The 25,714-nt window shown below is 70.2% G+C and carries 21 protein-coding genes; 10 read left to right on the top strand and 11 right to left on the bottom strand.

Annotated features, from left to right (window positions below; all coding sequences use genetic code 11):
- Window positions 1-74: 74 nt before the first annotated feature.
- The 5 genes from whiA to ACIREI_RS03545 form a co-directional block, all read right to left on the bottom strand.
- Window positions 75-1,064, bottom strand: a complete 990-nt coding sequence (gene whiA / locus ACIREI_RS03525; protein WP_190070616.1) for a DNA-binding protein WhiA — start codon at window positions 1,062-1,064, stop codon at window positions 75-77.
- Window positions 1,055-2,122, bottom strand: a complete 1,068-nt coding sequence (gene yvcK, locus ACIREI_RS03530; RefSeq protein ID WP_403326938.1) for a uridine diphosphate-N-acetylglucosamine-binding protein YvcK — start codon at window positions 2,120-2,122, stop codon at window positions 1,055-1,057. The genes whiA and yvcK overlap by 10 nt, the downstream gene beginning before the upstream one ends.
- Window positions 2,119-3,135, bottom strand: coding sequence for an RNase adapter RapZ (rapZ, locus tag ACIREI_RS03535; RefSeq protein WP_403326940.1), 1,017 nt, complete (start codon window positions 3,133-3,135; stop codon window positions 2,119-2,121). Before rapZ ends, yvcK begins: the two co-directional genes overlap by 4 nt.
- Window positions 3,132-5,276: an excinuclease ABC subunit UvrC gene (uvrC, locus tag ACIREI_RS03540; RefSeq protein ID WP_403326942.1), complete on the bottom strand. Its 2,145-nt coding sequence runs from the start codon at window positions 5,274-5,276 to the stop codon at window positions 3,132-3,134. The genes rapZ and uvrC overlap by 4 nt, the downstream gene beginning before the upstream one ends.
- Window positions 5,277-5,897: 621 nt before the next feature.
- On the bottom strand, window positions 5,898-6,032 hold the full coding sequence (locus ACIREI_RS03545) for a hypothetical protein (RefSeq protein ID WP_403326943.1): 135 nt from the start codon (window positions 6,030-6,032) through the stop codon (window positions 5,898-5,900).
- Between the two features lie 463 nt (window positions 6,033-6,495).
- On the opposite strand from ACIREI_RS03545, the gene ACIREI_RS03550 reads away from it, so the two are divergent.
- The 3 genes from ACIREI_RS03550 to ACIREI_RS03560 all read left to right on the top strand — a co-directional run bounded on the left by ACIREI_RS03550 (window position 6,496) and on the right by ACIREI_RS03560 (window position 9,821).
- Window positions 6,496-7,449 (top strand): hypothetical protein, encoded by a 954-nt coding sequence (locus tag ACIREI_RS03550; protein WP_403326945.1) that lies wholly within the window; start codon window positions 6,496-6,498, stop codon window positions 7,447-7,449.
- 414 nt (window positions 7,450-7,863) lie between these two features.
- Entirely contained in the window at window positions 7,864-8,913 is a 1,050-nt protein-coding gene (locus ACIREI_RS03555; protein ID WP_403326946.1) for a LacI family DNA-binding transcriptional regulator, read from the top strand.
- Window positions 8,910-9,821 carry a carbohydrate kinase gene (locus ACIREI_RS03560; RefSeq protein WP_403326948.1) on the top strand — a complete coding sequence of 304 codons (912 nt, stop codon included), beginning with the start codon at window positions 8,910-8,912 and terminating at the stop codon, window positions 9,819-9,821. Before ACIREI_RS03555 ends, ACIREI_RS03560 begins: the two co-directional genes overlap by 4 nt.
- A 153-nt stretch (window positions 9,822-9,974) precedes the next feature.
- Here the strand turns inward: ACIREI_RS03560 and uvrA are convergent, their stop codons facing one another.
- A complete protein-coding gene (gene uvrA, locus ACIREI_RS03565) occupies window positions 9,975-13,022 on the bottom strand; it encodes an excinuclease ABC subunit UvrA (RefSeq protein WP_403326950.1) in 3,048 nt (1,015 codons plus the stop codon).
- Between the two features lie 223 nt (window positions 13,023-13,245).
- Here uvrA and ACIREI_RS03570 point away from each other — a divergent pair, with 223 nt between their 5' ends.
- The 5 genes from ACIREI_RS03570 (at window position 13,246) to ACIREI_RS03590 (ending at window position 17,538) form a co-directional block, all read left to right on the top strand.
- Window positions 13,246-13,932, top strand: a complete 687-nt coding sequence (locus ACIREI_RS03570) for a maleylpyruvate isomerase family mycothiol-dependent enzyme (RefSeq protein ID WP_403326952.1) — start codon at window positions 13,246-13,248, stop codon at window positions 13,930-13,932.
- A gap of 44 nt (window positions 13,933-13,976) precedes the next feature.
- Complete coding sequence (locus ACIREI_RS03575; RefSeq protein WP_403326954.1) at window positions 13,977-14,633, top strand: MBL fold metallo-hydrolase; 657 nt, start codon at window positions 13,977-13,979, stop codon at window positions 14,631-14,633.
- 339 nt (window positions 14,634-14,972) lie between these two features.
- Entirely contained in the window at window positions 14,973-15,857 is an 885-nt protein-coding gene (locus tag ACIREI_RS03580; protein ID WP_403326955.1) for an ABC transporter substrate-binding protein, read from the top strand.
- The gene (locus ACIREI_RS03585; RefSeq protein ID WP_403326957.1) at window positions 15,854-16,774 is read left to right on the top strand and encodes an amino acid ABC transporter permease; all 921 of its coding nucleotides are present in this window, start codon (window positions 15,854-15,856) and stop codon (window positions 16,772-16,774) included. Before ACIREI_RS03580 ends, ACIREI_RS03585 begins: the two co-directional genes overlap by 4 nt.
- A gap of 35 nt (window positions 16,775-16,809) precedes the next feature.
- Window positions 16,810-17,538, top strand: coding sequence for an amino acid ABC transporter ATP-binding protein (locus ACIREI_RS03590; RefSeq protein ID WP_403328018.1), 729 nt, complete (start codon window positions 16,810-16,812; stop codon window positions 17,536-17,538).
- Between the two features lie 120 nt (window positions 17,539-17,658).
- On the opposite strand, the gene aroQ is transcribed toward ACIREI_RS03590, so the two are convergent.
- The gene (gene aroQ, locus ACIREI_RS03595; protein ID WP_403326959.1) at window positions 17,659-18,132 is read right to left on the bottom strand and encodes a type II 3-dehydroquinate dehydratase; all 474 of its coding nucleotides are present in this window, start codon (window positions 18,130-18,132) and stop codon (window positions 17,659-17,661) included.
- 104 nt (window positions 18,133-18,236) lie between these two features.
- Here aroQ and ACIREI_RS03600 point away from each other — a divergent pair, with 104 nt between their 5' ends.
- A complete protein-coding gene (locus ACIREI_RS03600) occupies window positions 18,237-19,283 on the top strand; it encodes a S66 peptidase family protein (RefSeq protein ID WP_403326961.1) in 1,047 nt (348 codons plus the stop codon).
- Window positions 19,284-19,378: 95 nt separating this feature from the next.
- Entirely contained in the window at window positions 19,379-20,650 is a 1,272-nt protein-coding gene (locus tag ACIREI_RS03605; RefSeq protein WP_403326963.1) for an MFS transporter, read from the top strand.
- A gap of 70 nt (window positions 20,651-20,720) precedes the next feature.
- Here the strand turns inward: ACIREI_RS03605 and ACIREI_RS03610 are convergent, their stop codons facing one another.
- The 4 genes from ACIREI_RS03610 to ACIREI_RS03625 all read right to left on the bottom strand — a co-directional run bounded on the left by ACIREI_RS03610 (window position 20,721) and on the right by ACIREI_RS03625 (window position 25,680).
- Complete coding sequence (locus tag ACIREI_RS03610; RefSeq protein WP_403326965.1) at window positions 20,721-21,821, bottom strand: calcium:proton antiporter; 1,101 nt, start codon at window positions 21,819-21,821, stop codon at window positions 20,721-20,723.
- A gap of 115 nt (window positions 21,822-21,936) precedes the next feature.
- Window positions 21,937-22,239, bottom strand: a complete 303-nt coding sequence (locus ACIREI_RS03615; protein ID WP_403328020.1) for a hypothetical protein — start codon at window positions 22,237-22,239, stop codon at window positions 21,937-21,939.
- Window positions 22,240-22,378: 139 nt separating this feature from the next.
- Entirely contained in the window at window positions 22,379-23,380 is a 1,002-nt protein-coding gene (locus tag ACIREI_RS03620) for a TerC/Alx family metal homeostasis membrane protein (RefSeq protein WP_403326967.1), read from the bottom strand.
- 224 nt (window positions 23,381-23,604) lie between these two features.
- Window positions 23,605-25,680, bottom strand: a complete 2,076-nt coding sequence (locus ACIREI_RS03625; protein WP_403326969.1) for a TerD family protein — start codon at window positions 25,678-25,680, stop codon at window positions 23,605-23,607.
- Window positions 25,681-25,714 lie beyond the last annotated feature (34 nt).

Consider the following 25,714-nt stretch of genomic DNA (forward strand, 5'->3'; position numbering starts at 1 on the left):
CGCAAAGACTGACAAAAGATTGGCGCCGATGCCCCAAGGGAACATCGGCGCCAGTCTGTTGACGATCCTTCACATCACCCCGCGAGGTTGTCCGCCAACTCCTCGGAGAGGTTGGCCTCGGTGCCCGGAATGCCGAGGTCCTGGGCCCGCTTGTCGGCCATGGCCAGCAGTCGGCGGATACGGCCGGCGACGGCGTCCTTGGTGAGCGGCGGGTCGGCGAGCGCGCCCAGCTCCTCCAGCGAGGCCTGCTTGTGCTCCATACGCAGGCGTCCGGCGGCGGCGAGGTGCTCGGGGACCTCCTCGCCGAGGATCTCCAGCGCGCGCTGGACCCGGGCACCGGCGGCGACGGCCGCGCGCGCCGAGCGGCGGAGGTTGGCGTCGTCGAAGTTGGCGAGACGGTTCGCCGTGGCGCGCACCTCGCGGCGCATCCGGCGCTCCTCCCAGGCCAGCACGGACTCGTGTGCCCCGAGCCGGGTCAGCAGGGCGCCGATCGCGTCGCCGTCCCGGACGACCACGCGGTCCACGCCGCGCACCTCGCGGGCCTTGGCGGCGATCGACAGCCTGCGGGCCGCGCCGACCAGGGCGAGCGCGGCCTCGGGACCCGGGCAGGTCACCTCCAGGGAGGAGGAGCGGCCGGGCTCGGTGAGCGAGCCGTGCGCCAGGAAGGCGCCGCGCCAGGCGGCCTCGGCGTCACAGGTGGCGCCGGAGACCACCTGCGGGGGCAGGCCGCGGATCGGGCGGCCCCGCCCGTCGACCAGGCCGGTCTGGCGGGCGAGCTGGTCACCGCCCGCGACCACGCGTACGACGTAACGCGAACCGCGGCGCAGCCCGCCCGGCGCCATCACGATCAGCTCGGAGCTGTGGCCGAAGATCTCCAGAATGTCCCGCTTGAGCCGTCTGGCCGCCATCGCGGTGTCCAGCTCCGCCTCGATCACGATGCGCCCGCTGACCAGGTGGAGGCCGCCGGCGAACCGCAGAATGGCGGAGACCTCCGCCTTCCTGCAGCAGGTCCGGGTGACGGGGAGTCGGGAGATCTCATCCTTCACCGCTGCCGTCATCGCCATGGGCCGATCCTTCCATGCATCCGAAAAATACGGTCGTACGCGGCGGCGAGGAGCTCCGGGTCGTGCCGGGGCGTCCCGTCCGTCCGGGCCACCGGGGCCAGCTCGACCGCGGCACCGAGCCGCTTGGCGGCCTCGGTGAGCACATCCCGGTCCGGCACGGCGGCCTCGTCGGCCAGCACCACGTCCAGGGCGAGTTTAGGGGCGTGTCGTCCCAAAACCTCCAAATGACGCTGCGGTGAGAAGCCTTCGGTTTCTCCCGGCTGCGGAGCGAGGTTCAGCGAGAGTACCCGGCGCGCCTTCGTCTCGATGAGGGCGTCCAGGAGTTCCGGCACGAGCAGGTGCGGGATGACCGAGGAGAACCAGGAGCCCGGGCCGAGCACCACCCAGTCCGCGTCCCGGACGGCGGCGACGGCCTCCGGGACGGCGGGCGGGTCGTGCGGAACGAGGTGCACCGACTGCACCTCGCCGGGGGTGAGGGCGACGTTGGCCTGGCCACGGACGGTGTCGACGGCCTCGGGCAGGTCCGGGTCGTGCCCCTTGACCAGGGCCTGGAGCTCCAGCGGTACGGCGGACATGGGCAGCACGCGCCCGTGCGCGCCGAGCAGCTTGCCGACCAGGTCGAGGGCCTGGACGTGGTCACCGAGCTGCTCCCACAGGGCGACGATCAGCAGATTGCCGACCGCGTGGTCGTGCAGGTCGCCCTTGGAGTGGAAGCGGTGCTGGATGACGCGGGCCCAGGTCTGGCCCCAGTCGTCGTCGCCGCACAGCGCGGCCAGCGCCTTGCGCAGGTCACCGGGCGGCAGCACGCCCAGCTCGTCGCGCAGGCGCCCGCTGGAGCCGCCGTCGTCGGCCACGGTGACCACGGCGGTCAGGTCGCCGGTGATCCGGCGCAGCGCGGCGAGCGAGGCGGACAGACCCATGCCGCCGCCGAGGGCGACGACCTTGGGCTGGGCGCCGCGGCGGCGCGGCTTGGCGCCGCGGGCCTCGGCGGGCCGGCCGGCCCGCGACTCGGGCACCGCCCGGCGCAACCTGCTCAGCCGCGGAGTACGTCCCGTCATTCCCGTCCCATGTCCCGGTGTACGACCACCGTCTCCACGCCCTGGGAGGCAAGGCGCGCTGCGAGCTTCTCCGATGTGGCGACCGAGCGGTGCTTGCCGCCGGTGCAGCCGACCGCGATCGTCACGTACCGCTTGCCCTCGCGGCGGTATCCGGCCGCGATGAGCTGGAGCAGCTCGGAGTAGCGGTCGATGAACTCCTTCGCACCGGGCTGGTTGAAGACGTACGCCGACACCTCCTCGTTGAGGCCGGTGAAGGGGCGCAGCTCCGGGACCCAGTGCGGGTTGGGCAGGAACCGCATGTCCACGACCAGGTCGGCGTCGACCGGGAGGCCGTACTTGAAGCCGAAGGACATGACCGTGGCCCGCAGCTCGGGCTCCTCCTCGCCCGCGAACTGGGCGTCCATCTTGGCGCGCAGCTCGTGCACGTTGAGGCTGGAGGTGTCGATCACCAGGTCGGCGTCGCCGCGCAGCTCGCGCAGCAGCTGGCGCTCGGCGGCGATGCCGTCGACGATGCGGCCGTCGCCCTGGAGGGGGTGCGGGCGGCGCACCGACTCGAAGCGGCGCACCAGGGCGTCGTCGGAGGACTCCAGGAAGACGATCCGGCGGGTGACGCCCCGGGTGTCGAGTTCGGCGAGGGACTCGCGGAGGTTGTCGAAGAACCGCCGGCCACGGACGTCGACGACCACCGCGATCCGCGCCACATTGCCCTGGGAGCGGGCGCCGAGCTCCACCATGGTGGGGATCAGCGCGGGCGGGAGGTTGTCGACGACGAACCAGCCGAGGTCCTCCAGACACTTGGCGGCCGTCGAGCGGCCGGCCCCGGACATGCCGGAGATGATCACCAGCTCGGGGATGGCCGCTTCGGGGACCCCGGCTGTCTCGATGCCCGTGCTCACCTGTGCTCCGTCTTCCTGGCGTGCGTCCTGATGGGTGAGATCCTCGCCGGTCTTCTTGTGCGTTTCCTGAGCTTCTTGATCTCGCTCGCCTGTGGGATGTGTGTCGTGCTCGCTCATCTCTCCTGCCCCCGTCGTTCGTCCGGGGCGCCCGCGGACACGGGCTCCCCCGAGGTCTCCGCCGTCGTATCGGATTCCTCGTCTTCCATGATCTCTCCTGTCGCCGTGTTCACGGCGGGCGCGGCCGGGGCCGCCTGGGCGAGGGCCACGGCGATCGTCTCTGCCGTCTTGCGGCCTATGCCCGGAACCTCACAGATCTGGTCGATGGTCGCGGATCGCAGCTTCTTCACCGACCCGAAGTGCTTGATCAGCGCCTGCTTGCGGGTCTCACCGAGCCCGGGGACGTCGTCCAGCGGGCTCGACCGGAAGCGCTTGGCCCGCTTGGTGCGCTGGTAGGTGATCGCGAAGCGGTGGGCCTCGTCCCGGACGCGCTGGAGCAGATACAGGCCCTCGCTGGTCCGGGGCAGCACGACCGGGTCGTCCTCGCCGGGCACCCAGACCTCCTCCAGCCGCTTGGCGAGGCCGCAGACGGCGATGTCGTCGATGCCGAGCTCGTCCAGGGCCCGCTGCGCGGCCGCGACCTGCGGCTGTCCGCCGTCCACGACGACGAGCTGCGGCGGGTAGGCGAAGCGCTTGGGGCGGCCGTCGTCGTCCTTGAGGCCGCTGGTGAGGGGGGCCGAGGAGGCGTCGGTGAGCAGGTCGGACGAGGCGTCGGCGAGGGGATCGGACGAGGCGTCGCCGAGCGGGGCGGACGAGGCGTCGCCGAGGGTGTTCTCGCCGTCGGTCCACTCGCCCGTCCTCTCCTTCTCGGCGAGGTAGCGCCTGAAGCGGCGGGTGATCACCTCGTGCATGGAGCGGACGTCGTCCTGGCCCTCGAAGCCCTTGATCTGGAAGCGCCGGTACTCGCTCTTGCGCTGCAGCCCGTCCTCGAAGACGACCATGGAGGCCACGACGTCATCGCCCTGGAGGTGCGAGATGTCGTAGCACTCGATCCTGAGGGGGGCGCTGTCCAGGTCGAGGGCGTCGGCGATCTCCTCCAGGGCCCGCGAGCGGGTGGTCAGGTCGGAGGCGCGCTTGGTCTTGTGCAGGACGAGTGCCTGCTGGGCGTTGCGCTCGACGGTCTCCATCAGGGCGCGCTTGTCACCGCGCTGAGGGATGCGCAGCGAGACACCGGCGCCGCGGCGCCCGGTCAGCCACTCCTGCACGGGCTCCACGGGGTCGGGCAGGGCCGGGACCAGGACCTCCTTGGGCACGGCGTCCCCGGTCTCCTCGCCGTAGAGCTGCTGGAGGGCGTGCTCGACCAGGGCGCCGGTGGTGATCTCCTCGACCTTGTCGGTGACCCAGCCACGCTGGCCGCGCACCCGGCCGCCGCGGACGTGGAAGATCTGCACGGCAGCTTCCAGCTCGTCCTCGGCGACGGCGATGAGGTCGGCGTCGGTCGCGTCGGCGAGCACGACCGCGTTCTTCTCCATGGCCTTCTTCAGGGCCTCGATGTCGTCGCGCAGGCGGGCGGCCCGCTCGTACTCCATCTCGTCGGCCGCCTCCATCATCTGCTTCTCGAGGCGGCGGATGTACGTGCCTGTGCGGCCGGTCATGAAGTCGCAGAACTCCTCGGCCAGTTCTTGGTGCTCCTCGGCCGAGACGCGGTCCACGCAGGGGGCGGAGCACTTGCCGATGTAGCCGAGCAGGCAGGGGCGGCCGGTGCGGCGGGCGTTCTTGAAGACGCCGGCCGAGCAGGTGCGCACGGGGAAGACGCGCAGGAGCAGGTCGACGGTGTCACGGATCGCCCACGCGTGTGCGTACGGCCCGAAATACCTGACGCCCTTCTTCTTGTGACCGCGCATCACCTGCACACGCGGGTACTCCTCGTTCATCGTCACCGCGAGGTACGGGTAGCTCTTGTCGTCGCGGTATTTGACGTTGAACCGGGGGTCGAACTCCTTGATCCAGGAGTACTCCAGCTGCAGGGCCTCGACCTCCGTGGACACCACGGTCCACTCCACGGACGCGGCCGTGGTGACCATCGTGCGGGTGCGCGGGTGCAGGCCGGCCAAGTCCTGGAAGTAGTTCGCCAGGCGCTGGCGCAGGCTCTTCGCCTTTCCGACGTAGATCACCCGGCGGTGCTCGTCGCGGAACCTGTACACCCCGGGAGAGTCCGGGATCTGTCCCGGCTTGGGGCGGTAGCTGGAGGGATCGGCCATGTCTCACACCCTACTGGCGAGCGCTGACAGTCCGGCGGGGCTGTGGACAACGCCGAAGCCTTGGGGCTCAGCGGGTGACGGCCCGCGCCACGTCGGGCGGTGGCACCCCGGATGTCAGCACGTGGCGAGCGATCCGCGGTGGCTGTGCGAGCGGCGCCGTGTGCGCGTCGGGCCCCGGCAGTGGCGGCGTGCGCGCCGGGTTGTCCGCGTCGTCGCGCGGATCACCGTCGGCCTTACCGGCGGACCGGCGGACCAGCGCTGGAACCTGAGAATGGCCAGGACAGGAACGTGAGAGCGGCCAGGACACGGTGGTGGTCATCGCCGGTCTCCCAGAGCCGGAGTCCGGCCAGGATGCCGCGGACATGGTTCTCCGAGATGCCCTCGATGACCGCAGGCGGCGGCTATGCCCGTGTCGGAGCGGCCTTCGGCGTGAGGGCCGCTCTCACGGCCGAAGGCCGCTGAGAGGAGCCGGCGGGCTGTCCCGGCCAGGGGGAGGACAGCTCCCGCACCTGGGGAGGGGGCGAACACCGAGCCCTCCCGCTGGATCCAGTCCAGGGCCTCGCCGAGCTCGTCGACCTCGGCAAACGTCGGCAAACGTCGACAATGTCGGCAGCACGAGGATCACGGTGGCGGAGGGTGCTCGCGGACGGCGCGGGTCGCCTTGAGGCCCTCGCTGGAGTGGCCGGTCGGCATTCTGGTGTCGGCGATCGCGAGGGCCGGTCGCTCGACCCCGACCTGTTCCAGCAGCCCGGCCACGTCATCGGCTTGACTTCCGCCACCTCGTACCCGACCGCTCGCGCAGGCCGACCATGTCCTCCCGGAGCAGCAGTCCGGCTCACGGCTTCCTGTGGTGGTCGGCTCCGGCCGCACGCGCCATCAGGGCGGTGCAGCGCAACATCGGGGCCGGGGCTGGGCAGCACCGAGAGCCGGGGCTGGGCAGCACCAGGGCCGAGGCTGGGCAACACCGAGGGCGGGGGTCGGGCAACACCAGGGCGAGCAAAGTGACTTGAGGCGAAGGCATCGCGACTCGGCCAGGATTGCCCACTGTTGGGCATCAGGTGTTGTCGGGGCTTGGTCAACACGCTTCAATGCGGGGGAACTCGGGGCCATGAACGACGGCGTACGGATGTGAAGACCCTGCCACGCCGATGGGGTGGCCCCGAGCAGCCGCGCGAACGGTCTGACCACCCGTTGTGAACATCCAGAGAAAGGCCCCTGCATGCCGCACGCCACACAGCACGCGGACATCCCCACCGCCACCGCGGAACTGGACACGGCCCTGCGAGGCGGCCCGTTCCACGTCGCCCTGCGCGCCGCGATAGCCGCCCGGGGACTGCCGCTGCAGCGCGTGCAGCACCATCTGTCCCGTCGGGGTGTGAAAGTCGGCGTCACCAGCCTGAGCTACTGGCAGCAGGGCGCCCGCCGCCCACAGCGCCCCGAGTCACTGCGTGCGGTACGAGCGCTGGAGGAGATCCTCCAACTGCCGGAGGAGTCCCTGATCCGGCTGCTCGCCGAGGCCGACGACCACTCCGCCCTCCAACGGCCGGCGGCCCGCTCCTATCGCTCCCTGCTGGAGGCCTCCGGCGTCCTGGAACAGCTACTGTCCGAGCTGGACTGGCCGGTCGACGGCGGCCTGCACACCCTCGCCCACCACGAGCGGGTGCGGATAGGGCCGCGCCGCGAGCTGGCGGGACGCGAGTCGCACCACATCGTGCGCGCCCACAGGGACGGCGTGGACCGCTTCGTCGCCGTCCACCACGGCGACCCGGGGTGCACTCCGGAGCGCATCACAGTGCACGCGCTGGAGAACTGCCGCACGGGACGGGTCCGTTGGCACCATGACACCGGCGTCCTCGTGGCCGAGCTGCTCTTCGGTACGCGTCTGCGGGCCGGCGACACCTACCTCTTCCGCTACGGCGTCGAGGACGGCACGGCCGACGTGTCCCGCGAGTACGCCCGCGGTTTCCCTCTCGCCGGCGGCCAGTACGCCCTCCAGGTCCGCTTCGCCGAGAACGCCCTCCCGGTCCGCTGCCACCGGTTCGCCCAGCACTCGGCAGCGGCGCCCCGCAGCGGCCGTCAGGGACTCGCCCTCAGCGGGCTGCACCGCTCCGTCCACCTTGTCGAGCCACGGGTGCGGACGGGGATCGTGGGCATCGGGTGGGAGTGGGAGTGAGCCGCCGGCCCGGTCCGTCGCGGCCTCGGCTGACCGCCGCCCTTCCCATCCCGGTCGGCCTGACCGCCATGTTTGATACTGGCCGGGCTACCACCACGTCCTGACACCGGCTGAGCCATCCACCACGCCGTGACACCGGCCGGGCTGAACACCCGCGTCCTGACACAGGCCGGGCTGAACACCACTCTTCATCCTGGCACGGCTGATCAGCACGTTCCCCACACCGGTACGGATGACCACCAGGTTTTGATCCTGGGACGGCCGACGTCCCCCTCTCGGCAGGACCAGCAGGGGCACGTAAGCGATTGCGCAAGCGTTTACGTCTGGCGCCGAATGGGATACCTTCCCGGCCAGAAGGCCCGCGGCGGCCCAGGGAGGGGTCCGCGGCGCAGGCAGAACCTGGAGGGGATCGCGATGGCAACCATGGCCGACGTCGCGCGGAGCGCCGGCGTGTCCGTGGCGACCGTCTCTCATGTGCTGAACGGCACCCGGCCGGTACTGCCCCACACCCGCCAGGCGGTGCTGGACGCCATGGACGAGCTCGGCTACACGCCCAACACCCTCGCCCGTTCCCTGGTGACCTCCCGCACCCGGTCCATAGGGCTCGCGGTGTCGGCGATCAGCAATCCGTACTTCACGGAGATACTCCAGGGCGTCGAGGCCGCGGCCCTGGAACACGGCTACAGCCTGCTCATCGCCGACCCGCACGACGATCCGGAGCATGAACGCAAAGTCGTCCAGCTCCTGCACGAGCGCCGCGTGGACGGCATGATCGTCGCACCCTCGGCGGACCCGCGTGAGCTCATCGCCTACCTCGGGCGTCACAAGGTGCCGACCGTCCTCCTCGACCGCGTGGTCGATCCCACGACCGACAGCTCACCGCATTTCGACCAGGTCTGCGCCGACAGCGCCGAACCCGTGGCCCGGCTGGTCACTCATCTCGCCGACCTCGGCCACCGCCGGATCGCCCTCGTCGCCGGCCGGCCGGGCCTCAGCACCACGAGCGAGCGGCTCACCGGGTACCTGGACGGCCTGACGGCGGCCGGGCTCGTGTACGACGAGCGCCTCGTCGTACACGGCGACTCCGAGGCGGCCGGCGCCGAACAGGCCACCGCCGCGCTGCTGTCGCTCGCGTCGCCGCCCACCGCCCTCGTCACCGCCAACAACGCGATGACGATCGGCGCCCTGCGCGCCCTGCGCGAGCGTGGCCTGGCCGTGCCCGAGGACATCGCGCTGTGCTGCTTCGACGACTTCGCCTGGGCCGATCTGTTCTCGCCCCGGCTCACCGCGATAGCCCAGCCCAGCAGGGACATCGGTGCCCAGGCGGTCCGCGTCCTCCTGGACCGCCTCGCCTCGCCGGACCGGCCCGCCCGGACCCACCGGCTCCCCTGCACCTTCGTGCATCGCACCTCATGTGGATGCCCCGAACAGCCCCTGCCGTCCGTGAAAGGAACCGTCTCGTGATCGTCGTCGCCGGTGAGGCCCTGATCGACCTGGTACCACAGGGCGCGGGCGCCCTGGCGGGCCTGAAGCCGGCGCTCGGCGGCGGGCCCTACAACACCGCGGTGGCCCTCGGCCGCCTCGGCTCCCCCACCGCGTTCTGCTCCCGGACCTCCTACGACGCCTTCGGTGAGGCCCTGCTCGACGGGCTGCGGGAGGCCGGGGTGGACGTATCGGCCGTGCAGCGCGGTATGGAGCCGACCACCCTGGCGGTCGCCACCATCGACGCGAAGGGCTCGGCCGCCTACTCCTTCTACGTCGAGGGAACCGCCGACCGGCTCTTCACGACACCCCCGGAGCTGCCCGCGCAGACGCGCGCGGTCTCCTTCGGTACCTGTTCGCTCGTCCTGGAACCGGGGGCGAGCGCCTACGAGGAGCTGATGCGGAGCGCGGCCGCGCAAGGGGTGTTCACCGCTCTCGACCCGAACATCCGGGCCGGCCTGATCCCGGACCCGGACGGCTACCGGGCCCGGTTCAAGAGCTGGCTGCCGTCGGTGTCGCTGCTCAAGCTGTCCGAGGAGGACGCGCTGTGGCTGGGTGGCACCCCGCGCGAGTGGCTGGCCGCGGGGCCTGCGGCCGTCGTGATCACTCAGGGCGGTGACGGACTGACCGCCTTCACTCGGGACGGCGCGGTGCACACCGTAGCGGGCGAGGAGGTCGACGTCGTGGACACGATCGGTGCGGGGGACACCGTGAACGCGGCCCTGTTGCACGGCCTGGCCGCCCAGGACGCCCTGTCCGCCGAGGCCCTCGTGGGCCTGGGCGCCGACGGCTGGGCCCGGCTGCTGCGGTTCGCGGCGCGCGCTGCCGCGATCACCTGCTCCCGGGCGGGCGCCGAGCCGCCGTACGCCTCCGAACTGGGGGACTTCTAGGGGGCGTTCCCTGCCATTCCACTCTTGAGGAGTCAAGCTTCGTCACGGCCGCGGGGATCGGGCGGCTGATCATTCAACGCACGGCGCCCCGCGGGGAGTTCCCGCGGGGCGCCGCACTTTTCGGGTTGTGTCCGGGCTCGGTGCTCGCGAGCCTCAGGCCTTGCGGGCCCGCGTCGTCGTCTTCGCGGGTGCCGCCTTCTTCGTGGCGCCGGCCGCCTTCTTGGTGGCGGTGTTGTTGGCGGCCTTGGTCGTCTTCGTGGTCCTGGCCGTCGCCGTCTTCTTCGCCGTCGAGCCCGCCGCGACCGTCTTCTTGGCCGCCGCCCTGCGCGGGGCCTTCACCGAGGCCGCGTCGCTGATCCGGTCGGCGTCGAGGATCTCGCGCAAGAACTTTCCGGTGTGGCTGGTGGGGACGGCGGCGACCTCCTCGGGCGTGCCCTCGGCGATGACCAGGCCACCGCCGGCGCCGCCCTCGGGCCCCATGTCCACGATCCAGTCGGCGGTCTTGATCACATCGAGGTTGTGCTCGATGACGATGACCGTGTTGCCCTTGTCCACCAGGCCGGAGAGGACCTTCAGCAGCTTGCTGATGTCCTCGAAGTGCAGACCGGTGGTGGGCTCGTCCAGGACGTAGACCGTACGGCCGGTGGAGCGCTTCTGCAGCTCGCTGGCGAGCTTCACGCGCTGCGCCTCACCACCGGACAGGGTGGTCGCCGACTGGCCGAGCCGGACATAGCCGAGACCGACGTCGTTCAGCGTCTTGAGGTGGCGGTTGATCGCCGGGACCGCCTCGAAGAAGGTCATGGCCTCTTCGATGGGCATGTTCAGGACTTCGGAGATGGACTTGCCCTTGTAGTGGACCTCCAGGGTCTCCCGGTTGTACCGGGCGCCGTGGCAGACCTCGCACGGGACGTAGACGTCCGGGAGGAAGTTCATCTCGATCTTGATCGTGCCGTCGCCCGCACAGTTCTCGCAGCGGCCGCCCTTGACGTTGAAGGAGAAGCGGCCCGGCATGTAGCCGCGGACCTTCGCCTCGGTGGTCTCGGCGAACAGCTTGCGGATGTGGTCGAAGACGCCGGTGTACGTCGCCGGGTTCGAGCGAGGGGTGCGGCCGATGGGCGACTGGTCGACGTGCACGACCTTGTCGACGAGGTCGTCGCCCTCCACGCGCGTGTGGCGGCCGGGGACATTGCGGGCGCCGTTGAGTTCACGGGCCAGGTGCGTGTACAGGATGTCGTTGACCAGCGTCGACTTGCCGGAGCCGGAGACGCCCGTGACCGCGGTGAACACGCCCAGCGGGAAGGACACGTCGATGTCCTGGAGGTTGTTCTCCCGGGCGCCGTGCACCGTGAGCCGGCGGGACGGGTCCTGCGGGCGGCGGATGTCGGGCAGCGGGATGGCCTTCTTGCCGGCCAGGTACTGCCCGGTCTGCGACTCGGTGTTGGCGAGCAGCTCCTTCAGGGAGCCGCTGTGCACGACCTTGCCGCCGTGCTCGCCGGCTCCGGGGCCGATGTCGACGACCCAGTCGGCGGTCTTGATGGTGTCCTCGTCGTGCTCGACGACGATGAGCGTGTTGCCCATGTCGCGCAGCCGGACGAGGGTCTCGATGAGCCGGTGGTTGTCGCGCTGGTGCAGACCGATGGACGGCTCGTCCAGGACGTACAGGACGCCGACGAGTCCGGAGCCGATCTGGGTGGCCAGGCGGATGCGCTGGGCCTCGCCGCCGGACAGCGTGCCCGCCGCGCGGTTGAGCGAGAGGTAGTCCAGGCCGACGTCGACCAGGAACCGCAGCCGCTCGTTGACCTCCTTCAGCACGCGCTCGGCGATCTTCTTGTCGCGGGCGTTGAGCTTCAGCTCGCCCAGGAACTCCGCGCAGTCGCTGATGGACATCGCGGAGACTTCGGCGATCGACTTCTCCATGATCGTGACCGCGAGGACGATCGGCTTCAGACGCGTGCCCTCACAGGTGGGGCAGGGCACCTCGCGCATGTAGCCCTCGAAGCGCTCGCGGCTGGCGTCGCTCTCGGCCTCGCTGTGCCGGCGCTTGACGAAGGGGACGGCCCCTTCGAAGGGCGTGGTGTACACACGCTCGCGCCCGTACCTGTTCCGGTAACGGACCTCGATCTGCGTCTTGTGCCCGTGGAGGAGCGCCTTCTTGGCGCGCTGCGGCAGGCCGACGAAGGGGATGTCCGTCCGGAAACCCAACGCATCCGCGAGAGCACCGATCAGGCGGCCGAAGTAGTCCTTCGTGTGACCGTGCGACCAGGGATGGATGGCGCCCTCGTCGAGGCTCTTGTCCTCGTCCGGGACGATCAGCTCGGGGTCGACCTCCATGCGCGTACCGATACCGGTGCACTCGGGGCAGGCGCCGAAGGGCGAGTTGAAGGAAAAGGAGCGCGGCTCCAGTTCCTCGAAGGAGAGGTCGTCGTACGGGCAGTACAGGTGCTCCGAGTACATGCGCTCGCGCTCGGGGTCGCCCTCGGGAAGGTCGACGAAGTCGAGCACGACCATGCCGCCGGACAGGCCGAGGGCGGTCTCCACGGAGTCGGTGAGGCGGCGCTTGGCGGAGTCCTTCACCGTGAGGCGGTCGACGACCACCTCGATGGTGTGCTTCTCCTGCTTCTTCAGCGTGGGCGGGTTGGACAGCTGGATCGTCTCGCCGTCCACGCGCGCGCGGGAGTAGCCCTTGGTCTGGAGGTCGGCGAAGAGGTCGACGAACTCGCCCTTGCGCTCGCGCACCAGCGGCGACAGGACCTGGAAGCGGCTCCCCTCCGGCAACTCCAGGACCTTGTCGACGATGGCCTGCGGCGACTGGCGCGAGATCGGACGGCTGCACTGGGGGCAGTGCGGCTTGCCGATGCGCGCGAAGAGCAGACGCAGATAGTCGTAGACCTCGGTGATGGTGCCGACCGTCGAGCGCGGGTTGCGCGAGGTCGACTTCTGGTCGATGGAGACCGCCGGGGACAGACCCTCGATGAAGTCGACGTCCGGCTTGTCCATCTGGCCGAGGAACTGCCGGGCGTACGACGACAGCGACTCCACGTAGCGCCGCTGCCCCTCGGCGAAGATGGTGTCGAAGGCCAGCGAGGACTTGCCCGACCCCGACAGGCCCGTGAAGACGATGAGCGAGTCGCGCGGCAGGTCGAGCGAGACATTCTTCAGGTTGTGCTCGCGCGCGCCACGGACGATGAGACGGTCGGCCACGCCGGTCCGCACCTTTCTTGAGAGAAGTGACAGGGGCGAGGCCCCCGTGCTTTTCAGACTAGGGGGAGCCACTGACAACGCCGGTCGGATTCCCGAATGGGACAACAATCCCGGACCATCCAGCATGCCCGACGCCGAGACCGACCCTATAGCACGCGCATTCGATTTACGGCACTCGTTCACCACCTTCACCCAAAGGTGTGGCGGGGCTAGTGTCAGCACCATGATTGATCACGCTCGTGACCTGGTGTCTGTACGTGAAGCGACGGAACGGCTGCTCACCGCAGCGGCCAAACTGGACAACGCGTCGGTGGCCGAGCCGTCACGGCTGCCCGGCTGGAGCCGCGGCCACGTCCTCGCCCACCTCGCCCGCAATGCCGACGCCCTCGTGAACGTCCTCGAAGGACGCCCCATGTACGTGTCGGCGACGGCCCGGGACGCCGACATCGAGCGGGACGCCCCGCGCCCCCTCGACGCGCAGCTCGCAGACGTCCGCGAGAGCGCGGCCCGGCTCCAGGAGACGGGGGCGGCTCCCGGGGACTGGTCACGCACCGTCCAGCTGCGCAACGGGGTCACCGACGCGGCGGCCCGGGTGCCCTTCCGGCGGTGGATCGAGGTGGAGTTGCATCATGTGGACCTCGGGATCGGGTACGAGCTGGAGGACCTGCCGGCGGAGTTCGTGGAGCGGGAGATCGACTTCCTCGCCGAGCGGTTCACCGGGCACCCCGATGTGCCGCCCACCCGTCTCACGGACGGCACGCGCGCGTGGAGCACAGGCCGGGAGGCGGACACCGCAGAGATCACCGTCCGAGGCACCGCGCCCGACTTGCTCGGCTGGCTCGCCGGGCGCCGCGACGGATCCGGGCTGACCGTGGAGGGCGGCCCGCTGCCGTCGCTCCCCCCGCTGTAGCTCCTGGACCGTCCCCGGACCGCTCTCCGCTATAGGCTGCCGCCATGACGTACAGCGGACAGGTGACGGTCGGTGGCCCCGCCGACGTGCACGAGCTCAAGGACCTGATGATCACCAAGATCGCGGTCGGCCCGATGGACAACAACGCCTATCTGCTGCGCTGCCGGGCCACGGACGAGCAACTGCTGATCGACGCCGCCAACGACGCGGACGCGCTGCTCGGCATGATCGGTGACGACGGCATCGCGTCCGTCGTCACCACACACCAGCACGGCGACCACTGGCAGGCGCTCGCCTCCGTCGTCGAGGCCACCGGGGCACGCACTTATGCCGGACGTGACGACGCCGAGGGCATCCCGGTGCCGACCGACGTCCTGGTCGACGACGGCGACACCATCCGAGTGGGGCGCGTGGAGCTCACCGCGCGCCACCTGGTCGGGCACACGCCTGGTTCCATCGCCCTCGTCTACGACGACCCGCACGGGCATCCCCATGTGTTCACCGGGGACTGCCTGTTCCCCGGCGGCGTGGGCAACACCCGTAAGGATCCGAAGGCGTTCGCCAGCCTGATCCACGACGTAGAGACGAAGATCTTCGACGTGCTGCCGGACGAGACCTGGGTCTACCCGGGCCACGGAAACGACACGACGCTGGGCGCGGAACGGCCGCAGCTGCCGGAGTGGCGCGCGCGGGGCTGGTGAGCGCTGGACCGATGGGCGCGCGAGGTGGGTAAGCGCGCGGCCGTGAGCGCACACCCCGCGTACGCACCCCGTACGCGCCCCGTGTGAATCGTTCACACGCGCCGGTGCCACGCGCGCGCTCCCGGCGGACATTGTTGCGCGGTCAACTGGAAGCAGCCCCGCACAGGATGACGGCTCCTGAGCGGTAAGGGCCGCCGGTCTCTCAATCCCCGCCCTCGGCCGGCGGCCCCGGCGGCTGCCGAGGGATCTGTTCACAGGAACGCAACACCCGTTCCCACTATGCGGACAGTTACCGTCGTGACCTCGACAAACACGACGATGTACTGTCAATCTCCCGCCATGCACCTTGCCCCTCGCGCGCTGCGCCGCGCCGTCACCGTCGCAACGACAGCCCTCCTCGCCACCGCTCTCGGCTGTGCTCCGCAGCCGGAAGACAAGGCCGCCGACGCACCCTCGGGGTCGGCCGGGAACACCTGCGCCAAGGGCAAGTTGGCCACCCAGACCTCCGGCAAGCTGACGATCGCCACGGACGAGCCGGCGTACGAGCCCTGGTTCAAGGACGACAAGCCCGCCAACGGTGAGGGGTTCGAGTCGGCGGTCGCGTACGCCGTGGCGAAGCAGCTGGGCTACGACAAGAGCTCCGTCGTCTGGCAGAGCGTGCCGTTCAACAAGGCCTTCGCGCCCGGCGAGAAGACCTTCGACTTCGACATCAACCAGGTCTCGATCAGCGACGAGCGCAAGAAGGCCGTGGACTTCTCCTCCGGCTACTACGACGTTCGCCAGGCCGTCATCGCGTTGAAGGGCACCAAGGCCGCCAAGGCGAAGAGCATCGCGGACCTGAAGGGCCTCAAGCTGGGCGCACAGGTCGGCACCACCAGCCTGGACTACATCGACGACGTGGTGAAGCCGACTCAGGAGGCCGCCGCCTACGCCAAGAACGACCAGGCCAAGTCCGCGCTGAAGAACGGTCAGGTCGACGCCGTCGTCGTCGACCTGCCGACCGCCTTCTACATCACCGCGGCCGAGGTGACGGACGCGACGATCGTCGGGCAGTTCGAGAACCAGGGCGGTACGCCGGAGCAGTTCGGCCTCGTGCTTGACAAGGGCAGCGCGCTCACCGCGTGCGTGACCGACGCCGTGGACACGCTGCGCAAGGACGGCACCCTGGCCAAGCTCGAGCAGCAGTGGCTCTCGGACGCCGTCGACGCTCCGGTGCTCAAGTGACGGTCACGAAGGAGGAGTCCGGCCAGGAGGGCACGGACGACAACGACGGCATGTCCGGCGCGGGCGGCGACGGTTACGTCCCCTCGCAGCGGCGTCTCGACCGCGAGCGCCACAAGCGCGCCCGCGCCCGCCGCGCCACGGCGATCGCCGCCCTCTCCACCCTGGTCACCGGCGTCGTTCTCTACCTGGTCGTGGTCAACGCGCCGGGCTGGCCGCGCACCAAGGAGACGTTCTTCAACGGGCAGTACGCGCGCGAGGCGTTTCCCAAGGTCCTCGAAGGGCTCTGGCTCAACGTCCGCCTGCTGCTGATCTGCGGTGCGGCCGTGCTGGTCCTCGGGATGCTCATCGCCGTCGCCCGCACCCTGCGTGGCCCGGTGTTCTTCCCGCTGCGGGCGCTGGCGGCCGCGTACACGGACTTCTTCCGGGGCCTTCCGCTCATCATTAACCTCATGATCGTCGTCCTGGGCGTCCCCGCGCTGCGGCTCCAGGGCGTGACCGTCGATCCAGTACTGCTGGGCGGTACCGCGCTGACGCTGACGTACTCGGCGTACGTCGCCGAGGTGTTCCGCGCGGGCATCGAGTCCGTCCACCCCTCGCAGCGCGCCGCGGCCCGCTCGCTCGGCCTCACCAATCGGCAGGCACTGCGGCACGTCGTCCTGCCCCAGGCCGTCCGCCGTCAGGTGCCGCCCCTGCTGAACGACCTGGTGTCGCTGCAGAAGGACACCGGTCTGGTGTCGATCGGCGGTGCGGTGGACGCCGTACGGGCCGCGGACATCATCGCGGGCCGCAGTCTCAACTACACGCCGTACATCGTGGCGGGCCTGGTCTTCGTGGCACTGACCATCCCGATGACCCGCTTCACGGACTGGGTGACGGCCCGGATGGACCGTCGGCGCGCCCAAGGAGGAGCCCTGTGAGCGACGCGGCCGTGAACAACGCACCTGTGCTGCGGATGGAGTCCGTCCGCAAGACCTTCGGCGACTCGGTGGTGCTGCGGGACGTCGATCTGGAGCTCGCCCCGCACACGGTGACCGCCTTGATCGGCGCCTCCGGCTCCGGCAAGTCCACGCTGCTGCGGTGCGCGAACCTGCTGGAGGACATCGACGACGGTGCGATCTGGCTGGACGGCGAGGAGATCACCGATCCGCGCGTCGACCAGGACGCCGTACGGCGCCGTATCGGCGTGGTGTTCCAGGCGTACAACCTCTTCCCGCACATGACGGTGCTGGAGAACATCACCCTCGCGCCGCGCCGGGTGCACGGTGTGTCCCGGGCGGAGGCCGAGGCACGCGCGCGTGCGCTGCTGGAGCGGCTCGGGCTGGCCGGCAAGGCGGGCGAGTACCCGGACCGGCTGAGCGGCGGCCAGCAGCAGCGGGTCGCCATCGTCCGCGCCCTGGCCGTGCGGCCGCGGCTGCTGTTGCTCGACGAGATCACCGCCGCCCTCGACCCCGAGCTCGTGGGTGAAGTCCTCTCCGTCGTCCGTGACTTGAAGGAGGACGGGATGACGATGGTGCTGGCCACGCACGAGATGGGGTTCGCCCGCGAGGTAGCCGACCAGGTTTGTTTTCTGGACGGAGGCGTGGTGCTGGAGCGCGGCACAGCCGAGCAGATCTTCGGCGATCCGCAGCAGGAGCGCACCCAGCGCTTCCTGCGGCGGATCGTGGAGGCGGGGCGGCTGTAAGGACCGCTCGCCATGGTCGGCGGGGCTTACACGTCCGCGAGGCTTACACGTCCCCAGGGCTTACACGTCCGCAAAGCTCGTAAGTGCGCCGGACTCACCCGCCCGCCCCGCCCGGCCACTTCACGTGTCCGCTCGTCCCGCCCCCGCCAATGCCGCGACCCGCTCCACCCCGAACACGTATCCCTGCACACCGCATCCCGCGATGACGCCATCGGCGCGCAGCGAGACGTACGAGTGGTGCCGGAACGACTCGCGCTTGTGGATGTTGGAGATGTGGACCTCCAACACGGGCAGCCCGTCACAGGTGTTGAGTGCGTCCAGAATCGCGACTGACGTGTGCGAGTAGGCACCGGGGTTGATCACGATCCCGCTGTGGTTCAGCCGTGCCTCATGGATCCAGTCGACCAGCTCGCCCTCGTGGTTGGACTGCCGGAAGTCGATCGTGCCGCCGTGCGCGGCGGCCGCCTTGGCGCACAGGGCCTCGACATCGGCCAGGGTCTCGGAGCCGTAGATCTCCGGCTGGCGCTGGCCGAGCAGGTTCAGGTTGGGGCCATTGAGGATCATGATCGGGGCGTTCGCCAGGGTGCGGGGCACGGTTCCTCCGGTCCGTTCGGGGGTGCGGCGGTCCGTCAGTGACCGCTGTTCAGACCCGGTTTATCACGGTGCACGGGCCACCCCACGAGCCATACCCTCCCGCCATGACCATGATCTCGTACCCTCCCAAGCCCTCCCCCGGCGATCGCATCGCCGTCATCTCGCCCGGCGCCGGCCTGCCCGGTCTGTTCCCCCGCCCTCACGAACTGGGACTGGAGCGGCTGCGCAAGGACTTCGAGCTCGAACCGGTCGAGTACCCGGCCACCCGCAAAATGGGCTCGACGCCGCAGGAGCGGGCCGCCGACATCCACGCCGCGTTCGCCGACCCGGACATCGGGGCGGTCATCGCGTCGATCGGCGGCGACGACCAGATCACCGTGCTGCCGTACCTGGACCGTGAGTTGATCCGGGCGAACCCGAAGCCGTTCTTCGGGATGAGCGACAACACCAACCTGCTCATGTTCCTGCGCAACACCGGCATCGTCGGCTACCACGGCGCGACCGTCATGACCGCGCTGGGCCGCCCTGTTGCCATGGACCAGTTGACCGCCGAATCGCTGCGGGCGGCGCTGTTCACATCGGGTGAGTACGAGCTGAAGTCCCCGGAACTCTGGAACGACATCAACCGTGACTGGGCCGACCCGGCGACCTTCGACGCGGAGCCGGAGATGCGTCCCTCCGACGGATGGACGTGGGTGAACGCCGACGAGGTGGTGGAAGGCCGCAGTTGGGGCGGCTGTCTGGAGATCCTCGGCTGGATGCTGATGGCTGACCGGGAAATCGCGCGCGACCTCTCGGAATACGACGGCGGGGTACTGCTCCTGGAGACCTCGGAGGAGATGCCCAGCGGCGAGGAAGTCTTCCGCACCATGCGCAACATGGGTGAGCGCGGGCTGCTCCAGCGCTTCTCCGCACTCCTGATGGGCCGGGCGAAGACCTGGTCCTTCGAGCGCCCCAACAGCCCGGAGGAAGCCGCCCGTTACGCGGCCGAGCAGCGCGAGGCCGTCCTGCGCGCCATGCGGGCCTACGCTCCCGACACCATGATCGTCTTCGACGTGGACTATGGCCACACCGACCCCCAACTCGTGATCCCCTACGGCGGCATCGTCCGCGTGGACGGCCTCGCCCGGCGCATCACCGTCACGTACTGACGAAGCCCCGACGCGCCCGTACGCCCCCGTAACCCGCGGTCACCGTGGGTAGTTGACGCAGCATGCACGATGTACGCACCGTAAGGGCGCCCTCCATGTTGCGGCTCGCGGCCGCCTCGCTCGCCGGAACAGCCATCGAGTTCTACGACTTCTTCGTCTACGGGACCGCGGCGGCGCTGGTCCTGGGGCCGCTGTTCTTCCCGACGTTCTCGCCGGTGGCGGGAACCCTGGCTGCCTTCGCGACGTTCGGCGTGGGCTTTGTGGCGCGGCCACTGGGGTCGGTGCTGTTCGGGCACATCGGGGACCGGCACGGACGCCGGCCGGTCCTCGTCGCCTCGTTGCTGCTGACCGGCGCCTCCACGGTCGTGGTCGGCTGCGTACCGACGTACGAGACGATCGGTGTCACCGCTCCCTTGCTGCTGCTCGTGCTGCGCTTTCTGCAGGGGCTCGGCCTCGGCGGCGAGTGGGGCGGAGCCGTCCTGTTGACCGTGGAGCACGCGCCGGCCGAGCGGCGCGGTCTGTGGTCGAGCTTCCCGCAGGTCGGGCCCGCGCTGGGCTTTCTGCTCGCCAACGGTGTGGTGCTGGGGCTTTCGGCGACGTTGTCCGACGCGCAGTTCGCCGCGTGGGGATGGCGTGTGCCGTTCTGGGCGGCGGGGGTGCTCGCGCTGGTGGGGCTGTGGCTGCGGTCGTCGCTCGCCGAGAGCCCCCGGTTCCTCGAAATCGACGACCACGCGCGCGTGCCGCTCGCCGAGGTCGTACGCGACCACTGGCGACTCGTTCTGCTGACCGCCGGGGCGCTCGCCATCGGATACGCGATCTTCTACGCCGTGACGACCTGGTCCCTCGCCTACGCCACCGAGCAGCTCGGGGTGAGCCGGGGCGTCATGCTGACCTGCATCATGGGCGCGGTCGTGGTGAAGGGCTCGCTCACGCCGCTGGTGGCGATGCTCGGCGACCGGTACGGGCGACGGCCCCTCACCCTGATCGGGTGCACTGCCGCCGCCCTGTGGATGTTTCCGCTGGTCGCGCTCCTCTCGACGGGCGAGCCACTGCTGATGTTCCTGGGTTTCCTCGGGGCGATGCTCGCGTTCATCACGATGTTCGCCGTGATCGCCGCGTACCTGCCGGAGTTGTACGAGCCCCGGGTGCGCTGCACGGGCGCGGCGGTGGGCTACAACCTCGGTGGCGTCCTCGGGGGCGCGCTCACGCCGATCGTGGCGACGGCGCTCGCCGAGCAGGGCGGTCGGGTGCCGTGGGGTGTGGGGGCCTATCTGACCGGAATCGCGCTGCTCAGCCTGGGGTGCTTCGCGCTGCTGCCCGAGACGCGTCCGGCACCTGCTGTGGCGCCGGAGCCCGCCACCGGGTGACGGGCTCCGGAGACGGCGGCTCCGCCGCGCATCGCAGCGACGAAGGGCAATCGGCCGCGGAACACGGCGGCTACGGATTGATCGCGAGCTCCAGATACGCCGCGAACAGCACCAGATGAACGCCTCCCTGGAGCGGCGTCGCCCGCCCGGGCACCACCGTCAGCGAGCTCACCACGACCGTCAGGGCGAGCAGCACCATGTGGGTGGGGCCGAGGCCGAGGACGAGGGGGCCCGAGAGCCAGACGGAGGCGAGGGCGACCGCGGGGATGGTCAGGCCGATGCTGGCCATCGCCGAGCCGAGCGCGAGGTTCAGGCTGGTCTGCACGCGATCACGGCGGGCGGAGCGCAGCGCGGCGATCGTCTCGGGGAGCAGCACCAGCAGGGCGATGATCACGCCGACGACGGCATGCGGCAGGTCGGCGGCCGCCACCCCGGACTCGATGGTGGGCGACACGCCTTTGGCCAGGCCGACCACCCCGATCAGGGCCAGGCCCAGCAGCCCGAGGCTGATCATCGCGGTGCGGGCGGAGGGCGCATGGGCGTGGTCGTCCGCGGTGATCACCTCGCCCTGCCGGGTGATGGGGAGGAAGTAGTCGCGGTGCCGCACGGTCTGCGTCGCCACGAACAGGCCGTACAGGACCAGCGAGGAGAGCGCGGCGAACGTCAGCTGCACGCTGGAGAACTCCGGCCCGGGCTTGCTGGTGGTGAACGTCGGCAGCACCAGGCTGAGCGTGGCCAGGGTGGCGACGGTCGCGAGGGCGGCGCCCGTGCCCTCCGGGTTGAAGACCGCCGTGCGGTGGCGCAGTGAGGCGACCAGCAGGCAGAGGCCGACAATGCCGTTGCAGGTGATCATGACGGCCGCGAAGACCGTGTCCCGGGCGAGGGTGGAGCTCTTGTCGCCGCCGTCGACCATCAGGGTCACGATCAGGGCGACCTCGATGATCGTGACGGCCACGGCGAGGACCAGGGAGCCGAAGGGCTCGCCGACCCGGTGTGCGACCACTTCGGCGTGGTGTACGGCGGCCAGGACGGCGCCCGCGAGGACCAGTGTCACCAGCGCGACGAGGGCGCCGGGCAGGTCCCGTCCCCAGGTGAAGGCCAGCAGGACGACCGCGAGCACCGGCACGACGTGTGTCCACTGAGTCGTGAGCGGCCTGAGCCGAGCGATCATGGAGCGATCGTCGCAGAGGGGTTGAGGGTTCGCATTCCGGTCTGTGTGGTTGTCAGGGCGGTTGTCAGGTGGCCCCGCGCCTTCGGGATGCGGGGCCCCTGTGCGTCGTATGTCGCTACGCGAAATCGGTCATCTCCTGTACGTCGCAGTCCGTGAAGGACGGCGGCCTGGTGCACAGTGCGGCCATCTGCTCCGCGAACTTGGTCGTCTCGGGGTCGTCGCTGTTGCGCATGGCGTCCTCGTAGGAGTCGAACTCGATCATCACGAGGTAGCGGTTGGCCTGGCCCCTGTCCTTGAGGACGAGACGGCGTGCGGGGCCGCCGCTGCGACCCGCCATGCGCTGTTCCGTGTCATGGGCCAGCTCCCGCATCTCGTCGATGCGCTCGGTCTCGAAGTCGATGATCTGCACGAACTTCATGGGTGCGTCCACTGGTGCCTCCACCCGGCCGTGGTGTCCCCGGCCGGGGACACCCAGCACCCAACGAAGCACCGGGAGCGGTGCTCGGCAATTTGCTGGGCACCACTCCCGGTGTTGGTTCTTCCTACGTCCGACGTGGTCAGACGTCGATGCTGTCCTTCGGAGTGCCTTCGCTCCGCTCCTGCGCCGCCTCGGCCGCCGCCTGCTTCTTGGAGGCCCTCAGGCTGGTGATCGTGGTGACGATCAGGACCGAGCAGATGACGCCGAGCGAGACCGGGATGCTGATCTCGGGGACATGGACCCCGGACTCGTGCAGCGCGTGCAGCACCAGCTTGACGCCGATGAAGCCCAGGATGATCGACAGGCCGTAGCTGAGGTGGACCAGCTTCTTCAGCAGGCCGCCGATGAGGAAGTACAGCTGCCTCAGACCCATCAGGGCGAAGGCGTTGGCCGTGAACACGATGTACGGGTCCTGCGTCAGGCCGAAGATCGCCGGGATGGAGTCGAGGGCGAACAGGACGTCCGTGGTGCCGATCGCGAGCATCACGACCAGCATCGGGGTCATGATCCGCTTGCCGTTCTCGGTGATGAACAGCTTGGTGCCGTGGTAGCGGTCGGCGACACCGAACTTGCGCTCGGCGGCCTTGAGCAGCTTGTTCTCCTCGTACTCCTCGTCCTCCTCGTCGGCCCTGGCTTCCTGGATGAGCTTCCAGGCAGTCCAGATGAGGAAGGCGCCGAAGAGGTAGAACACCCACGAGAAGCTCGCGAGGATCGCGGCGCCCGCGGCGATGAAGATCGCGCGCAGGACCAGGGCTATGAGGACGCCGATGAGGAGCACGCGCTGCTGGTACTGCGACGGCACCGCGAACTTCGCCATGATCAGGACGAAGACGAAGAGGTTGTCGACGCTCAGCGACTTCTCGGTGATGAAGCCGGCGAAGAACTCACCGGCGGGCTGTCCGCCACCGAAGATCAACAGGCCGAAGCCGAAGAGGGCGGCCAGGACGATCCAGACGACCGTCCAGATACCGGCTTCCTTGATCGATACGTCGTGCGGCTTGCGGCCGATGAAGAAGTCGACCGCGATCAGGGCGGCAAGGCCCACGATGGTCAGGACCCATAGGGTCGGGGAAACATCCACTGCGCCTCCGGCAGTCGTAACGGCAAATGTCAGCGTCGTCGCGCGCCGGAGGTCTCTTCCACCCACGATGGGCCGACGCCCCGGGATCTGGCCGGATCCGTATTGACGGGTACGTCGCAGCAGACAGGGAGTACTCCCCTCCGTGCGATGAACAGTACCCCAATCACCAAGGAAAGGTAAAGCGCTTGGCAAAAGAACGACCAAGTGTGCTGGTCAGGGAGTCTTTACCTGTGCTTGGCCCGGGCTGCGGCGACCTGCGTGAGCACCTGCTGGAGCACCTGGCTGCCGGGCGGCACGAGCGGCGGCTCGTACGTCCAGGCGTGCCCCACCCACGGGTCGGCGAGGTGATCGTCCGGCACCGGGGTCAATCGCATCAGCGAACGCCACAGCGGGTCGAGCAACGGGCCGTAGGCAGCGGCCTCCTCGCGGTCCGCGACCATCATCAGGTGGACGCCGACGGCGGGCCCCTCGTCCGCCAGGTAGCGCAGCTGGTTCACCGCCCGGTCGTCGAAGCCGTGCGGGAAGTCATTGACGATCAGCAACTGCTCGGAGGTGTCGAAACCGGGCGGCAGGGAGTCGGGCGCACCGCCCCGCAGCGCCATCTGCACCAGGTCGACGCGCTGAGTGAGCCGCGCGAGGACGTCCGCGACCCCCGCCGCGCCCACGGCCGGCGGGGCCGCGAGCACGCCGGTCTGCACCAGCGGTACGAGCGCCTGCCCGCCCGATCCGGCCGGATCGATGACGTGCACGGTGAACTCGCCCGCCGGATAGACGGCCAGCAGCCGGGCCGCGTGCGCCACCGCCGTCTCCATCGCCAGGCGCCGCAGGTCGTGGGGATCGGTGAACGAGCCGTCGAGTGATCCGCCGCGTCCGCTGTCGATCCACAGACCGCGCTCCAGCGGCAGCCGGACCAGCATCGGTATGCGCAAGTGGGCGCTCTCGGGCAGGTGGAGGTCGCCCAGGCGCAGCGCCATGGGGATCTCCATCGGTACGCGGTAGCCGTGCCAGACCGGGTTGTCCCACCGCGCGTACGCGGTCGGCAGCGCGGGTTCGACGACCTCGGACTCGGCGGTGAGCTGGGCCAGGTCCCGGTCGAGCGCCGCCCTGGCCTGGTTGACCAGCTGGGCGTGCTTGGCCTGGGCCGCCTCACGTGCGGCGTCACCCTGTCCGCCGATCCGGCTGCGCGGATCCGACAGGACCTGGTCGAGTTCCTTCTCCATCCGTGAGTCGGCGAAGTCGACCGCACTGCGGTAGGCGGCGGTCGTGCGAGCCAGGTCCTCGAACATGCCCCACACCTGGTTGTAGAGCCGCTCGTCCATGGACCAGCCGGTGGCGTCACCCGCGACCGGCTGTGCGGGCTGCCCGGGCTGGGCCGGGGGCGCGGCCGGCGGGGGCGGCGGGGCCGCGCTCTGGCGGCGCGGGTGGCTGTAGTCGATCGGACCGCCCGACGTGGGCACGGACGGCTGGGCGGGGTCGGTGGCGCCGGTTCCGCCCTGATACGGCGACTGCTGCGCGGGCTGGCCCGGTACGCCGGGTGGCTGGGCGCCGTACGGGGAGTTCGGCTGCGGGGTGGGCTGTCCGGGCACGCCGGGCGCCTGGGTGCCGTAGGGCGACGTCGGCTGCGGCGGCACGGGGCCGGAGGTGCCCTGTGGTGCGGGGCCGCCCTGGTCCGGGCCGAGTGCCGGTGCGGCCGTCTGCCGGGAGCGGTCGCCGTCCGGCCGGGATGGGGGTGCCGGCACCGAGCGGGCCATGCCCTGGGCCACCGCGTCATTGATGCTGCCGGCGAGTTGATGGGCTTGGAGCAGGCCCTGGTCGGTGAAGAGGTCGGCGAGGCCGCCTGCGTAACCCTGGCCGATGGCGCGCACCTTCCAGGCGCCCTGACGGCGGTAGAGCTCCAGGGCGATGACTGCCGACTCGGCCTCCAGGCCGGTGATGGTGTAGGAGGCGACCTCGGTGCCGTCGAGGCCGGTGACCGCGACGAAGGGGGTGGCGACGGCGCCGAACCGGGTCGGGCCGGCGACCCCGGTGGGCAGGGCGAGCAGCACACTGACGCGGTGGACGGCTTCCGGCATGGCGTCCAGATCCACCGCGAGGCGATGGTCGGCGGCCGCCTGCCGGGAGACCTCGAGGCCGGGCAGGGTGGGGGCGCCGGGGTGGGCCACCCCTTCCACGCCGTGGATCCTGCCCTGCTCGTCGCCGAGCGTCGCTCCGGCCACGATCGGCGTGCCGGCCGAGACCCGGATCTCCAGACGGGCCTGGGAGAGCGGGTGGTTCTGCCCCCGCACCAGCTCGGCCGCCATGCCTTCGTCCCCCTGTGTCGCTTGTCGTGTGGTG

It is taken from the genome of Streptomyces sp. NPDC093591, assembly GCF_044764885.1.
In the GTDB taxonomy this organism is placed as follows: Bacteria; Actinomycetota; Actinomycetes; order Streptomycetales; family Streptomycetaceae; genus Streptomyces.